The following is a 14,503-nucleotide window of genomic DNA, read 5'->3' as shown; positions in this document are numbered from 1 at the left end:
CCGCGATATGTCGCAGATTTGTAACGAAGTAAACGCGGATTGATTGCAGGTGACATGACGGGAACTTATAATAAAAACCGGTTCTGATTTTTATAAAACACTCTCTATGAGGTGGTAAATGGCTATTGCGGATTTGGATAAACAGCCAGATTCTGTTTCTTCCGTGCTGAAGGTGTTTGGCATCTTACAGGCGCTGGGAGAAGAGCGTGAAATAGGTATTACAGAGTTGTCGCAGCGCGTGATGATGTCTAAAAGCACCGTATATCGCTTTTTGCAAACCATGAAGTCGCTGGGCTATGTCGCCCAGGAAGGCGAATCTGAAAAATATTCTCTGACGCTGAAGCTGTTTGAACTGGGTGCCCGCGCGCTACAAAATGTTGACCTGATCCGCAGCGCTGATATTCAGATGCGCGAAATCTCTCGTCTGACTAAAGAGACCATCCATCTCGGTGCGCTGGATGAAGACAGTATTGTTTACATCCATAAAATCGACTCCATGTACAATCTGCGCATGTATTCGCGCATTGGTCGTCGCAACCCGCTCTACAGTACCGCAATTGGTAAGGTTCTGCTGGCGTGGCGCGATCGTGAGGAAGTGAAGCAGATCCTCGAAGGCGTTGAATACAAGCAAAGTACCTCACGAACCATTACCAGCACAGACGCACTGTTAACGGTGCTGGATCACGTACGCCAGCAGGGGTATGGCGAAGATAATGAAGAGCAGGAAGAGGGGCTGCGCTGCATAGGCGTTCCGGTGTTTGACCGCTTTGGCGTGGTGATTGCGGGCTTAAGTATCTCCTTCCCAACCTTACGCTTCTCTGAAGAGCGTTTGCATGAGTATGTGGCTATTCTGCACACTGCCGCACGTAAAATTTCTGCACAGATGGGATATCACGAATACCCGTTTTAATCCCTCTTCGTAAAAAACGCCGCATCTGATGCGGCGTTTTTTTGCGTCATAATCAGACTGATTAGCCATTATCAATCACGACGGATGTTTTACGCAGTACAGGGCAGTGGGTTAAGCCAACGATCCCGCTGTCAGTATGCAGATACTGGGCTGTGCTCATTCCTTGTGCTGTTAAATATTTACACTGAATGCCTAGCCCGGCTGCGTTTTCGGTGCTCCCCACGAGCACGCCATAGCCCGATAACAGAAGGCCAATCCAGACAAGGGCGAGTACAATAATTGTTCGAACAATAAAGCGCATCATTACCTCTTTTATCGTTGTTATCGTAATGCTAGCGTAATGTGTTTACGTGATGAAACAAGTGAATGATTCTGAAAAAAAGCGTGATAGAGGCACAGTTAGTCCTTGTTTAAGATAAGCGTGATAACCTCGCTACATCAGGTTTTAAGACGGAGTGTGGAGTGAAAAAAATACGCTGGGTGATTCTGGTTATCGTGCTGATAGCGTGCGTGGTGTTATGGACGCAGACGATCAATGTGATGTGCGATCAGGATGTACAGTTTTTTAGCGGCGTTTGCGCAATCAACAAGTTTATTCCGTGGTAAGAGACATTTTTTCTCAACGTGATTTCCTTCCTTCGCGCCAGTGGTAAAATAGACGTTTTTATTGAGGTGGTGAAATGGGTGAGTTACTGAATTCAGGGCTGCTGAATATAGCATCCCTGATGATTTCTTTGGTTGTTCTGCTCGTGGGTCTGGTCATTTGGTTTTTCGTGAACCGAGCCAGCTCCCGGACTAACGAGCAGATCGAACTGCTGGAAGCGCTGCTCGATCAGCAAAAACGTCAGAATGCGCTGCTCCGTCGTTTGTGTGAGGCTAACGAACCGGAAGAGAAAGACGCGCCGAAAGACGCGGTCGTCGAAGAAAACAAAGACGAAGATGACTTTATCCGCCTGGTGGCTGAGCGTTAATCTTTTTGTCCTGGGAGGTGGCTGTGGTCTGGAAAAACCCCTGGTATGACCCCTCCCTGAAACATCATACCCCGAACGGTTTTCGTAATACCCTCCCTGTCGGACATCAACCCGGCGACATTGACCGTTGGCGTAAAGCGCGTAAAGAGGCCGGTTTACCGAAACCACCTGCGCTGGGTTATGAAGATTTTATCCAACATTGGTGGCAACCTGTAGAGCTCACGCAACCTCATGGAGATGGGGTATGGTGGCTCGGACACGCGAGCGTGTTGCTGCAGCTGGACGGTAATATTATCCTTACCGATCCGGTATTTTCACGGCGCGCTTCTCCGCTCCCTTTCCTGGGACCACAGCGCAAAACGCCTCCCGTACTGTCTGTCGAGCAACTTCATCAGCTTGATGCGGTCGTCATCTCCCATAATCATTACGATCATCTTGATGACGCGACCATTCGCCGAATTCTCAAGCGCTTTCCCGACGTTAGTGTTTTTGTTCCCCTGGGTCTGGCCGACTGGTTTCGTCGTCGGGGAGCAAAACGCGTAGTTGAGCTTGACTGGTGGCAGAGTTTCACCTGGCAGGGGATGACGCTGACCGCCGTACCGGCACAGCACTGGAGCATGCGCACGCCATGGAACCGCAATCGTTCCTTGTGGTGCGGCTGGGTGATGGAAGGACGGCATCACCGTTTCTGGTTCAGCGGTGATACAGGCTATTCACCTGAGCTGCTGTTGATTCCTGAACGCCTGGGCCAGATAGATGTTGCCGCGTTACCGATTGGTGCCTATGCCCCACGATGGTTCATGGCTGTCCATCATATGGATCCGCAATCTGCGGTGGCATTGTGGCAGCAGCTGGGCTGTCCACTGACGTTTCCCATCCACTGGGGCGTATTTGAACTGGCAGATGAAGCGCTAGATGAACCTGTGCAGGAGTTAACTAACGCGCTCGATAATTTAGCACCAGTTAATCATTCTTTCAGGATACTGAAAATTGGTGAATATTTATCCTTATAAACGAAGCGTTAAATTGTTGCATATATTCTTGATGTAAACGCTCGCAGGAATGTTTTATTTTTATCGAAACGTTTTGCTTGCCTTCTTTTGATGCAGAGTCATAAAAATTTCATTATTTTGGTGCATAACGCTGTTTATTAACTGGTGCATTTTAATACAGACGGAAGTGGTTTTTTAACAGTGTTTTTTCTCTGAAACAATTTGGTCGCGTTACAATGATTTAAGCATAAGTTTTCACAAATTGTTCTAACTCAATCAAGACGTAAGATTTCTTTTCCCGGTTGCTGGACGGTTCGTAATGATTGAGCTATGTTAAAAAAGTCTTAGATTACAGCGGTTGTGCAAGCAATGCTGGGTCTTTGTTACGCAGCAGGGCTGTCTGTACGTGATGCGCATAATTGTGCAAAACCTGACAGGCACTGTTCGAATTTGTGCGGCGGATCGAGACATGTTTAAAAATGGCTTGCCATATTAAACATAGTGTGTGATAACACGTTTTGGGTCAAACGAGGTACAGTTCTGTTTATGTGTGGCATTTTCAGTAAAGAAGTCCTGAGTAAACACGTTGTCGTTGAATACCGCTTCTCTGCCGAACCTTATATTAGTGCCTCATGCAGTAATGTCTCAGTTTTATCTCAGTTAATGCCTGCGGGCTAAGAAAACACTCTAAGGAATTTTGCAAAATGGCAAAGATTAAAGGTCAAGTTAAGTGGTTCAACGAGTCTAAAGGTTTTGGTTTCATTACTCCTGCTGACGGCAGCAAAGACGTGTTCGTACACTTCTCTGCAATCCAGGGTAACGGCTTCAAAACTCTGGCTGAAGGCCAGAACGTTGAGTTCGAAATTCAGGACGGCCAGAAAGGCCCAGCTGCAGTTAACGTAACTGCTATCTGATCGAACCGCTGCTGACTGAAGCGCTTAGCACTTCACTCTCAGACATAAAGCCTCGCATACCGCGGGGCTTTTTTATGTCCCTTATCTTTCAAAATATTACCATTCGCGGTCTTGTTAGTAACTTGTTGCAAAGCTGCGAGGTTAGTAGCACTGTTTTGCCACCCATAACGCATCTTTTCCCGTTAAATCAGGGCGTTGTTTTACAGTCCTGGGGTTCAGGTGAAGAAGAAAATGATTACGACCGCTGGCAATTTCACGCCGGCGCGTTTTGCACTGCTCTGCTTAGCGATTTTTTGTAGTCTGGCTTTTTTGCTGGGCCGTGTTGCCTGGCTGCAAATCATCAAGCCTGACAATCTGGTAAAGCAGGAAGATATGCGATCCCTCCGCCAGCTGACGATTGATGCGCCGCGCGGCATGATAATGGATCGCGCAGGTCGACCCCTGGCGGTGAGCGTGCCCGTCCAGGCCGTTTGGGCCGATCCTAAAATGGTGCTGGCAAAAGGAGGCGTTGGCGTTGATGAACGCTGGCAGGCGTTGGCAAATGCGCTGCATCTCTCCCTGGGCACACTCTCGGCGCGAATTAACGCCAACCCGCAGGGGCGTTTTATTTATCTTGCCCGCCAGGTCGATCCCGCACAGGCAAAGTGGATCGATAAGCTGAATCTGCCCGGCATCAATTTACGCGATGAATCCCGCCGTTTTTATCCTGCAGGCCATGTGGCAGCGAACCTGATTGGCTTCACCAATATTGACGGGCAGGGCATTGAAGGCGTGGAAAAAAGCTTTAACGCGCAGCTGACCGGCAAGGCCGGAGTTCGGCAGGTAAGGGAAGATCGCTACGGTCGCGTGGTTGAAAACCTGACGGAAGTGGCACCCTCGCCAGCGCATAACATTCAGTTGAGTATTGACGAGCGGCTGCAGACCATTACTGAAGATGCGCTTGATAATGCCGTGGCCTGGAATAAGGCCGAGTCGGGTGCTTCGGTGCTCATTAATATCCCAACCGGGGAAATACTCGCGATGGCGAGCTATCCGGATTTCAATCCCAATAATCGGGAAGGTGCGACGATAAATGATTTTCGCAACCGCGCGATCAGCGATACGTTCGAGCCCGGTTCGACCGTCAAGCCGCTGGTGCTGATGACGGCCCTGCAGCAGGGTCTGGTTCAGCCCGACAGCGTGATTGACACTCATCCGTATACCCTGGACGGGCATCGTATCCGCGATGTGGGCTATTATCCTGAACTGACGATGACCGGGATCCTGCAAAAATCGAGCGACACCGGCGTGTCCCGACTTTCGCTGGCGATGCCTGTCCAGCACCTTATTGATACCTATCGAAACTTTGGTTTTGGTACGAATACGGGGCTTGGCTTAACGGGGGAGAGCGCGGGGCTGCTGCCCCAGCGTAAATACTGGAGCCAGCTCGACCGGGCGACCTTTGCCTTCGGCTACGGGTTGATGGTAACGCCGCTCCAGCTGGCTCACGTCTACGCCACGATTGGCGGCTTCGGGCTCGAGCGACCTCTTTCGATTACGCGTATCGATCCACCCGTTATCGGGCACCGCGTCATGCCGGAAGAGATTGCGCACGAGGTGGAGCACATGATGGAGAGCGTCGCGCTGCCCGGCGGCGGGGGCGTGAAGGCGGCCGTTCGTGATTACCGGGTGGCGGTGAAAACCGGTACGGCGAAGAAAATTGACGATAGCGGGAAGTACGTCGATAAATACGTCGCCTATACTGCCGGCGTTGCGCCTGCCAGCGATCCGCGATTTGCCCTGGTGGTGGTCATTAACGATCCGCAAAATGGCGCCTACTACGGCGGGGCCGTCTCCGCGCCTGTCTTCAGTGAAATTATGGGTAACGTGCTGCGTCTGGAAAATGTGAAACCTGACGGGCTACCGGCGGGTTCCGATCACCTAATCGTTATGCGTTAACCGGGCGTTTATAACCAGGGCGAATAGCGGTACACTTCGCCCTTTGATTATGCTCCGGAGTCACCATGTCCTTCAGCTGTCCTCTTTGCCACGCGCCCCTGACGCACTCAGATAAAAGTTATACCTGTCCGCAGGGGCATCAGTTTGATATGGCAAAAGAAGGCTATGTGAATCTTTTGCCGGTGCAGCATAAGCGTTCCCGCGATCCAGGCGACAGTGCAGAGATGATGCAGGCGCGTCGCGCGTTTCTTGATGCCGGGCACTATCTGCCGCTGCGGGAGGCCGTCGCGCATATGGTGAATGACATACTGCCTGCTTCAGCCACCGCCGTGCTGGATATCGGCTGTGGGGAAGGGTACTACACCGCACGATTTGCAGAGGTTGCCCGTGATAAGGGTCTAAACACATTCGGTCTGGACGTGTCGAAAGTGGCCATTCGTGCGGCGGCAAAGCGTTACGCGGAAGTGATGTTCTGCGTGGCATCCAGCCACCGACTGCCGTTTGATGATGCCAGCATGGATGCTGTTATCCGCATTTACGCGCCCTGCAAAGCGGAAGAACTGGCTCGCGTGGTGAAACCGGGCGGATGGGTTATCACCGTGACGCCGGGCCCGCGCCATCTGATGGAGCTGAAAGGTCTGATCTACGACGAAGTACGTCTGCATGCCCCTCATTCTGAACAGCTGGCCGGTTTTAGCCTGAAGCAGGAGCAAACCGTGGCGTATGATATGTCGCTCACAGGGGAAGAGGCCACCGCGTTGCTGCAGATGACGCCGTTCGCATGGCGGGCAAAACCGGAAGTATGGGGAACGTTAGCTGCACACACAATATTTCACTGCCAGACGGATTTCAGCATCCACGTCTGGCAGCGCGAAGATTAACCGGCGAAGTGTGCCCAGAGGATCTGGGCACCAATGCCAATGAGCACAATCCCGCCCAGGATCTCTGCGCGTTTACCCAACAACGGGCCGATAAACCGTCCGACCATCATGCCCAGCGTGGACATAATCAGGGTTGCACAGCCAATGGCCAGCGCGGTGGCGATAATATTGACCTGCAGGAATGCCAGACCGACACCGACGGCCATCGCATCAAGGCTGGTGGCAATTGCCGTGGTGACCAGTAGCCAGAATCCGTGGCGCTGCTGCGGCTCCTCGTCATCTTCATCACCGCCGCGAAAACCTTCAATGACCATTCGGCCTCCGAGGAACACCAGCAGGACGAAGGCAATCCAGTGGTTCCACTCCAGCACGAACTGGCTGGCGAGCATGCCAAGTCCCCAGCCGATAAGCGGGGTCAGCGTTTCGATCGCACCAAAAATCAGGCCGGTACGCAGGGCTTCTGAGAATTTAGGTTTGTGAAGCGTGGCGCCTTTTCCGATGGATGCAGCAAATGCGTCCATGGACATGCCAAAAGCGAGGAGGATCGTAGCGGAGATATTCATAACAGCGTCCAGACCGGGGATATCCATATGACACATCACTACCCCCAGTAAACAGCAGTTGATGTATCTATGGTCTCGCCTGATCCCAATGCACATAAGATGTGCAGTAAGCGATCCGTACGCGCCACGTTTTTCAACGAGTATGTTGACACGTACATTTCCTGTAAACAGGAAATCGGCTACTCCCCAACGACGGGCGCAACCTTAACATATTTTGAGAATATAAAACAACAATGAGGAGGCATTATTTAAAACGTTTGTTGATAACGATTTTCATTTGTCTTTAAGCGTGAAGATATCGTTAACAAATAGAGATCAAATTAACGAATGGGATATAGCAACGGCTATATTTCTTGCACAAGACAAACGCAGAATATAGCCGTTGCTATATATCTAAGCTATTGAGTTTTCAGGAGTAAATTGTATATCTTTTCCAGATCGTCAATATTCTTCACCCGAATAAGCAGGCGGCGTTGTTCTAATTGCATCACCAGCACGCCGTCTTCCGACAAATTCATCTCTTTAATACGGTTATATTCTATCCATACATTGGCGAAGAAAAATCCGCGTGATTTAAAAATGATTTTCGGCGTACGGATCCAGAACAGATAAACAGCCATTAATGCCAGCGCACATAATAACCATGTGGTTAATATTGCACCATGGCTGGTGACGTTATTGTAAATAAGAATAACGATGAGACCCGCGAAGATAAACGCATCCACGCGCCCGCGTCGCAGAAGGGGAAGGGAGAGCAGCGTCTCGCCGTGACGGCGCGGCATGATGAACTCGTCATAGATCGCGTAAGCCAGAAGGGCAGCAATAAATAGAACCAGTACGATGTCCGTGACAGTCATTCATCCTCCAGATAAAAAAAACCGGGGGCAAGCCCCCGGCCAATAGCGTTGAAACTTAGAGACCCAGCAGGCCGACAGCGTAGCCCGCGATACCGATGATGAAGAAGCCAACGATAATCCACAGCGGGTTCACTTTCTTACGCAGCAGCCACATGCAGGCGAAGGTTAACAGCAGCGGCACCAGGCCCGGCATCAGCTGATCCAGAATCGTCTGCACGGTGGTGACGCGGGTCTGACCATCCTGACCGGTGATGGTCGATACCACCAGTGGGATGTTCACGTGCGTCCACTTGTTAACCAGTGCTCCCATGACAAACAGGCCCAGGATTGACGCCCCCTCAGTCAGTTTCTGCAGGAAGCCGCCGCCCATGTCCTTAACGATGTCCACCCCTTTACGGTAGCCGTAGGCCACACCGTAGTAACGGGTCAGCAGACGCACGGCGTTAAACAGGATGAAGAACAGCAGTGGGCCAAGCAGGCTGCCGCTCATCGCGATACCTGCCCCCAGCGCTGCGAAGACCGGACGCACGGTACCCCAGAAGATAGGGTCACCGACACCGGCCAGCGGACCCATCAGGCCGACTTTAATACCGTTGATGGCACCATCGTCGATCTCTGCGCCGTTTGCACGCTGTTCTTCCATCGCCAGCGTTACGCCCAGAACCGGAGCCGCAACGTAAGGATGAGTGTTAAAGAATTCCAGGTGACGCTTGATCGCCTGACGGCGCGCTTCGTTGTTTTCCGGATACAGGCGTTTGATCGCCGGAACCATGGAGAAGCAGAAGCCGAGCGCCTGCATACGTTCGAAGTTCCATGAACCCTGAAACAGGTTAGAACGGATGAACACGCCACGAATATCACCCGGAGTGAGTTTTTTCTCGGTGGTAGTTTTTGTCATATCAACCATTTCGCTCACCTGTTAGTCCAGTTCGTTATCGAGATCGTTGTTACCAGCAGCCTGCGCTGGGGCACCCGCGACGCGGTTATATTTCGGGCTGAGCTGGATGTAGAGAATCGCCATTACCGCACCAATAACACCCAGTGCAACCAGGTTGAAGTTGGTGAAGGCAGCGGTCACGAAGCCGAGGTAGAAGAACGGCATCAGGTAGCCTGCCCGCATCATGTTGATGACCATCGCATAACCGACGACCACGATCATACCGCCCGCGATATTCAGACCGCCGGTGACCACTTCAGGAATGGCGTTCAGCATGCTCTGCACTTCGCTGGTACCGACAGAGATCGCCACGATAACCGCCGGGATCGCGATACGCATCGCCTGCAGGAACAGGGATGAAACGTGGATCCACGACAGTGCCGTGAGGTTGCCGTTTTCGGCCGCCTTATCCGCCGCGTGCTGGAAGGCAACGGTGATAGTACGAACGATGATAGTCAGCACCTGGCCTGCGGCTGCCAGCGGGATCGCCAGGGCGATACCTGCACCGATACTCTGGTGACCGGCAATAACCAGAACGGTAGAAATGATAGAGGCCAGCGCGGCATCGGGCGCAACTGCCGCGCCGATGTTCATCCAGCCCAGGGCGATCATTTCCAGGGTACCACCGATGATGATACCGGTTTTCATGTCACCCAGAACGGCCCCAATCAGCGTACAGGCTACCAGAGGGCGGTGGAACTGAAATTCATCAAGTACGGATTCCATACCCGCAATACATGCGACGACGAACACCAGCACAATCTGAAGAGTGGTAATCTCCATTGCACTTCTCCTATTACATAAACTTTATATGAGAACCGGCGGGGGCTTATTTCCCAACTTTGCCGATCAAATCCATCATTTTCAGTTTTTGATCCGTGGAAACCTTACGGGCTTCCAGTTCAATACCGCGCGCATTCAGCTTGTTGAATGCCTCGATATCTTTCGCATCGACTGAAATGGCGTTGTTGACCTGCGTTTTGCCCTGACGGAATGCCATACCACCAATGTTCACGGAGGTGATTTTCACGCCGCCTTCAACAATGCGCTCAACGTCTGTCGGGTTAGTGAACAGGAGCATCACGCGTTCGCCCGCGTATTTCGGGTTGTTGTAAACGCGAATCATCTTGGCGACATCCACGACGTGCGCGGTAACGCCAGGAGGAGCAACCTGAGTCAGAAGGGTTTTACGTACGGTATCAGCGGCCACTTCGTCGCTGACCACGATGATGCGTCGAACATTGGTCTCTTTGGTCCAGCGCGTGGCAACCTGACCGTGGATTAAGCGGTCATCAATACGCGCAAGGCCGATCACCATGTAATCGTTCGGGCCCATTGGTTTTGCCGGTGCAGCTGCTTTTGGTGTCGCAGCAGGCGCAGGGGCAGGTTTTTCAACCGGCTGTGCTTTCAGGGCTTTTACCCCTTCGCGACCGGTTTCAACGGCCAGCGCAACCAGCTCATCGAAGGACGGATTGTCGTCTCGCGCCATGAGGGTTTCCACCAGCATGGGAATATTGACCCCGGCGACAACTTCATAGTGCTCTTTATCGACGACAATGCGGCTGGCGGCATTGAACGGGCTGCCGCCCCATGTATCAACGAGAAACAGCACGCCTTTGCTGGTATCCAGCTTCGCGAGTTGAGCGTTGTACTTCTCTATCAGCGTCTCGGCGTTTTCACCGGGAACGAAATCGATCCAGCCGACGTTTTCCTGCTCGCCCAACAGCATCTCTGCCGTTTTGAGTAGCTGCTCAGCAGCCCAACCATGTGTGCCTATGACAATAGCAATGGTCACTTGCTACCTCCTTTTATTATCATTAATACGTCTGCCAGGCAGCCGTACTGAGAATCGTATTGGCGAACCGAATCGATTCAGATAAGGGTTAGAGTTCAAAAAAACTAAGACTTCCGCGAATTATTTTAGATAGTGAAAAAATAATTTATGTGATGAAGATCCGTAATTTAGCCTCGCGTTAGAGATTTATCCGTAGAGTAAAGCCGCTGTGTTACAGAACTTTGCAAAGGAACGTAAATCTTTGCTAAAAACACATTGTCTCTGATATGTTTAGCCTCCGTTTAATTGTTCAGGAGTATAGGGCTACAGCCCACTATATGGACCGTCACCGACGTCAGTCATCTGCCAGGCCATTTCGCGCCTTATTCACCGGCGATCCTCGCCACGTATCGACTCTGTCTACCTCTGTTTTGCCCACGTTGAGTGGGGCACCGTTTCGTCATTCCTTTAGCAGGAGCTTGTCATGGAATTCTTAATGGACCCGTCAATCTGGGTGGGATTGCTCACGCTGGTAGTGCTCGAGATTGTTCTCGGCATTGATAACCTGGTGTTTATCGCCATCCTTGCGGACAAACTGCCGCCAAAACAGCGTGATAAAGCGCGTCTGATTGGTCTCTCGCTGGCGCTGGTCATGCGACTGGGGCTGCTCTCCGTCATCTCCTGGATGGTCACGTTGACCAAACCGCTGTTCTCCGTCATGGATTACACCTTCTCAGGGCGTGATTTAATCATGCTGATCGGGGGGATATTCCTGCTTTTCAAAGCGACGACGGAGCTACACGAGCGGCTGGAAAACCGTCAGCACGATGATGGGCACGGTAAAGGCTATGCCAGCTTCTGGGTGGTGGTGCTGCAGATTGTGGTGCTTGATGCCGTCTTCTCGCTGGATGCGGTGATCACGGCGGTCGGCATGGTGAACCATCTGCCGGTAATGATGGCGGCTGTCGTTATTGCAATGGCGGTCATGCTGCTGGCCTCAAAGCCTCTGACGCGCTTCGTGAACCAGCATCCGACGGTGGTCGTGCTGTGTCTGAGCTTCCTGCTGATGATCGGCCTGAGCCTGGTGGCGGAAGGTTTTGGCTTCCATATTCCAAAAGGCTACCTGTACGCCGCGATTGGCTTCTCGATCCTGATCGAGCTGTTCAACCAGATTGCGCGTCGTAACTTTATTAAGCAGCAGTCGAATCAGCCGCTGCGCGCCCGTACCGCAGATGCCATTCTGCGCCTGATGGGCGGTCGCCGTCAGGTGAACGTTCAGTCTGATTCCGAAAACCACAACCCGGTTCCGGTGCCTGAAGGGGCGTTTGTGGAACAGGAACGCTACATGATTAACGGCGTGCTCTCTCTGGCCTCCCGTTCGCTGCGCGGCATCATGACGCCGCGCGGTGAAATCAGCTGGGTCGATGCTAACCTGAGCGTGGATGAAATTCGCCAGCAGCTGCTCTCTTCACCGCACAGCCTGTTCCCGGTTTGTCGCGGTGAGCTGGATGAGATCATCGGCGTCGTGCGGGCGAAAGAGATGCTGGTGGCCCTGGAAGAGGGCGTCAACGTGGAAGCCGTTGCTGCCGCATCGCCTGCGATTGTCGTACCGGAAACGCTGGATCCGATCAACCTTCTCGGGGTGCTGCGCCGCGCTCGCGGTAGCTTTGTTATCGTCACCAACGAGTTTGGCGTGGTGCAGGGGCTGGTCACGCCGCTGGACGTGCTGGAAGCGATTGCCGGTGAATTCCCGGATGAAGACGAAACGCCAGAGATCGTTGCCGACGGTGAAGGCTGGCTGGTTAAAGGTACCACCGACCTGCACGCGCTCTCGCATACGCTGGGGCTGGAAAACGTCATCAACGATGAAGAAGACATCGCGACCGTTGCCGGTCTGGTTATCGCGGTTAACGGGCAAATCCCGCGCGTCGGAGATGTGATCGAGCTTTCGCCGCTGCACATTACGATCGTTGAAGCCAACGACTATCGCGTTGATATGGTGCGTATTGTTAAAGAACAATCTGCCCACGACGAAGATGAGTAAGCCGGCTTAGCGCAGCGGCATTAAGGGCACGATGTGCCCGTTATGATGCGCTGGCGGGGACGCGCTTCCCGCCAGCCACTTAGGAAAATCCCGTAGCGGCATAGGCCGCGCATAGAAAAAGCCCTGCAGAACAGGCACGCCATGGCGGCGCAAATAGCGCGCCTGCTCCTCTGTCTCGACCCCTTCAGCAACCAGTTCAATATTCAGCCGCTGGCCCAGCGCAATAATCATATCCGTCACCGTTGAATTCACGGCGTCTGTACCAATGGCGGTGGTGAAGGACTGGTCGATTTTCAACACGTCCGGGTGCAGCTTTTCAAGCCAGGATAGGGAACTGTTTCCTGTACCAAAATCGTCGATGGCGAGCTTCACCCCTTTGCGATGCAGTTCGCGCACGATGCGATAATCCGCATCCAGCAGCGCATCCCGTTCCGTGAGTTCTATCACCAGCTGCTGGCGCGGACTGGCGCTGAACCATAGACGGTTCAGGTCCTGTATCAACACCGCGTTACGGAAATGGCTGGCGGCGACGTTAATGCCGATGTGAAAACCGGCGCTGGCGGGAAAGTAGCCTATCTGGCGCACCGTTTCGGCGATCACATAGCGGGTCAGGGGGACAATCAGGTTATGTTCTTCTGCCAGAGGAATAAACACTTCCGGAGAGATCCATCCCTGACGCGGATTATTCCAGCGCAGCAGGATCTCCACGCCAGTGCACGCCTGGGTACGGGCATTCACCAGCGGCTGGCAGAAAAGCTCAAATTCCCGGCCCGCAATCCCCATATCGATCTCCCACGTGAAGCTCATCCGGTTTGCCGTTGCCAGCCAGGCGAGATAGCCCAGCAGCAGGCTCAGCATAAGCCCGAGAGGCAGCTGGGCTGGCAGGCTTTTTAAGGCTAACTCTCCAGGGCCTGGCCCGCTGACCGTAATGGTGAAAGGATTTCGGGTTGATGATTGCTGGAAAAGCGAGCCTTCCTTATCAAACGTCAGGCTGTCGCTGACGCGTTGTCCATAGCGCAGAAAGCGATCGCCTACGGTCAGCGCCACGTCATTGATGAGCGGGCGCTGGGGCTCCAGAATCATTTTGGCGATCAGATCGATATTAATGATCTCGATGACGCCTGCTTCACCGTCCTGAGAAACAGGATACCACTGGATCAATATCGGGCTACCCTTAAGCAGCCACTGGTCGCTCGATAAAATCAGCTTCGCTGTGCTGGCGGGTAATTCTTTCAGGAAGTCGCGAACGGGCACATTGCGGCTGCCGAAAATACTCGAGCAGTACAGAATACCGTCTTTAATCAGGGCGATGGAGCGTACCGTCTGCAAAATGGCTGCTTGCTTTCGCAGCGCGAGGTGCGCCTGCGGGCAGGGCTGCCCCACCAGGGGCTGCAGCACGCTGCGGCGGTTCTCTAAAGAAAGCAGGACGTTATCAAGGGCGCGAACGGTGTGGCTGGTAAAATCGAGGATCCGCTGTTGGTTAACATTGCGCTGCGAAATAAAGCGAATGCCTAACGTCAGGATGAGCGTGAGGAGCGCAACCGTGACACAGACGATAACGCGTTTTCGGCGATAGTTTTTAATGATCGTTTGTGCAGTTTGCATGAACGGTCGCCTGATAAGCCACCAGCCACAAAAGCCGGACGCAACAGTGAAAGTGTAGTGGGGAAAGCAGAAGGAGACGAGAAAGAAGAGGGAAATTCGCCCATCCGTTGCAGATGG

16 protein-coding genes and 1 pseudogene are annotated in these 14,503 nt (G+C 52.8%); 10 read left to right on the top strand and 7 right to left on the bottom strand.

From position 1 onward, the window contains the following. Positions 1–118 precede the first annotated feature (118 nt). Positions 119–910 carry a DNA-binding transcriptional regulator KdgR gene (gene kdgR, locus ACW9E7_RS11665; RefSeq protein ID WP_136195770.1) on the top strand — a complete coding sequence of 264 codons (792 nt, stop codon included), beginning with the start codon at positions 119–121 and terminating at the stop codon, positions 908–910. A 61-nt stretch (positions 911–971) separates the two neighbouring features. Here the strand turns inward: kdgR and ACW9E7_RS11660 are convergent, their stop codons facing one another. Beyond that, positions 972–1,211, bottom strand: coding sequence for a YobH family protein (locus ACW9E7_RS11660; protein WP_111964799.1), 240 nt, complete (start codon positions 1,209–1,211; stop codon positions 972–974). Positions 1,212–1,372: 161 nt separating this feature from the next. On the opposite strand from ACW9E7_RS11660, the gene mgrB reads away from it, so the two are divergent. The 7 genes and pseudogenes from mgrB (at position 1,373) to rlmA (ending at position 6,606) form a co-directional block, all read left to right on the top strand. Continuing rightward, on the top strand, positions 1,373–1,516 hold the full coding sequence (gene mgrB / locus ACW9E7_RS11655; protein ID WP_013096124.1) for a PhoP/PhoQ regulator MgrB: 144 nt from the start codon (positions 1,373–1,375) through the stop codon (positions 1,514–1,516). A 74-nt stretch (positions 1,517–1,590) separates the two neighbouring features. Further along, positions 1,591–1,881, top strand: a complete 291-nt coding sequence (locus tag ACW9E7_RS11650; RefSeq protein ID WP_111964798.1) for a YebO family protein — start codon at positions 1,591–1,593, stop codon at positions 1,879–1,881. 23 nt (positions 1,882–1,904) lie between these two features. Next, complete coding sequence (locus ACW9E7_RS11645) at positions 1,905–2,894, top strand: MBL fold metallo-hydrolase (protein WP_127731425.1); 990 nt, start codon at positions 1,905–1,907, stop codon at positions 2,892–2,894. A 525-nt stretch (positions 2,895–3,419) separates the two neighbouring features. Beyond that, a pseudogene (locus tag ACW9E7_RS11640) lies at positions 3,420–3,564 on the top strand (DUF2627 domain-containing protein). A gap of 13 nt (positions 3,565–3,577) precedes the next feature. Beyond that, on the top strand, positions 3,578–3,787 hold the full coding sequence (gene cspE / locus ACW9E7_RS11635) for a transcription antiterminator/RNA stability regulator CspE (RefSeq protein ID WP_001062678.1): 210 nt from the start codon (positions 3,578–3,580) through the stop codon (positions 3,785–3,787). Positions 3,788–4,018: 231 nt separating this feature from the next. Then, positions 4,019–5,725: a peptidoglycan glycosyltransferase FtsI gene (gene ftsI, locus ACW9E7_RS11630; protein ID WP_458727805.1), complete on the top strand. Its 1,707-nt coding sequence runs from the start codon at positions 4,019–4,021 to the stop codon at positions 5,723–5,725. A gap of 65 nt (positions 5,726–5,790) precedes the next feature. Then, positions 5,791–6,606, top strand: a complete 816-nt coding sequence (rlmA, locus tag ACW9E7_RS11625) for a 23S rRNA (guanine(745)-N(1))-methyltransferase (RefSeq protein ID WP_133294675.1) — start codon at positions 5,791–5,793, stop codon at positions 6,604–6,606. Here the strand turns inward: rlmA and mntP are convergent. The 5 genes from mntP to manX form a co-directional block, all read right to left on the bottom strand. Next, the gene (gene mntP / locus ACW9E7_RS11620) at positions 6,603–7,169 is read right to left on the bottom strand and encodes a manganese efflux pump MntP (protein ID WP_127731419.1); all 567 of its coding nucleotides are present in this window, start codon (positions 7,167–7,169) and stop codon (positions 6,603–6,605) included. The genes rlmA and mntP overlap by 4 nt on opposite strands. Before the next feature lie 398 nt (positions 7,170–7,567). Then, the gene (locus ACW9E7_RS11615) at positions 7,568–8,026 is read right to left on the bottom strand and encodes a DUF986 family protein (protein ID WP_111964794.1); all 459 of its coding nucleotides are present in this window, start codon (positions 8,024–8,026) and stop codon (positions 7,568–7,570) included. A gap of 55 nt (positions 8,027–8,081) precedes the next feature. Next, positions 8,082–8,933 (bottom strand): PTS mannose transporter subunit IID, encoded by an 852-nt coding sequence (locus ACW9E7_RS11610; RefSeq protein ID WP_028018668.1) that lies wholly within the window; start codon positions 8,931–8,933, stop codon positions 8,082–8,084. A gap of 12 nt (positions 8,934–8,945) precedes the next feature. Next, positions 8,946–9,746, bottom strand: coding sequence for a PTS mannose transporter subunit IIC (gene manY, locus ACW9E7_RS11605; protein ID WP_008500490.1), 801 nt, complete (start codon positions 9,744–9,746; stop codon positions 8,946–8,948). A gap of 46 nt (positions 9,747–9,792) precedes the next feature. Further along, positions 9,793–10,758: a PTS mannose transporter subunit IIAB gene (gene manX / locus ACW9E7_RS11600; protein WP_271369288.1), complete on the bottom strand. Its 966-nt coding sequence runs from the start codon at positions 10,756–10,758 to the stop codon at positions 9,793–9,795. Positions 10,759–11,024: 266 nt separating this feature from the next. Here manX and ACW9E7_RS11595 point away from each other — a divergent pair, with 266 nt between their 5' ends. Both ACW9E7_RS11595 and yoaE read left to right on the top strand, forming a co-directional pair. Beyond that, positions 11,025–11,234 (top strand): protein YoaL, encoded by a 210-nt coding sequence (locus tag ACW9E7_RS11595; RefSeq protein WP_072015543.1) that lies wholly within the window; start codon positions 11,025–11,027, stop codon positions 11,232–11,234. Continuing rightward, positions 11,222–12,781 carry a CNNM family cation transport protein YoaE gene (gene yoaE, locus ACW9E7_RS11590; protein ID WP_111964792.1) on the top strand — a complete coding sequence of 520 codons (1,560 nt, stop codon included), beginning with the start codon at positions 11,222–11,224 and terminating at the stop codon, positions 12,779–12,781. The genes ACW9E7_RS11595 and yoaE overlap by 13 nt, the downstream gene beginning before the upstream one ends. Before the next feature lie 6 nt (positions 12,782–12,787). On the opposite strand, the gene ACW9E7_RS11585 is transcribed toward yoaE, so the two are convergent. Beyond that, positions 12,788–14,386, bottom strand: a complete 1,599-nt coding sequence (locus ACW9E7_RS11585; protein WP_458727804.1) for an EAL domain-containing protein — start codon at positions 14,384–14,386, stop codon at positions 12,788–12,790. Between the last annotated feature and the right edge of the window lie 117 nt (positions 14,387–14,503).

Source organism: Enterobacter sp. H2G27 (assembly GCF_054403075.1).
This window is presented reverse-complemented; position numbering and strand designations above follow the sequence as displayed.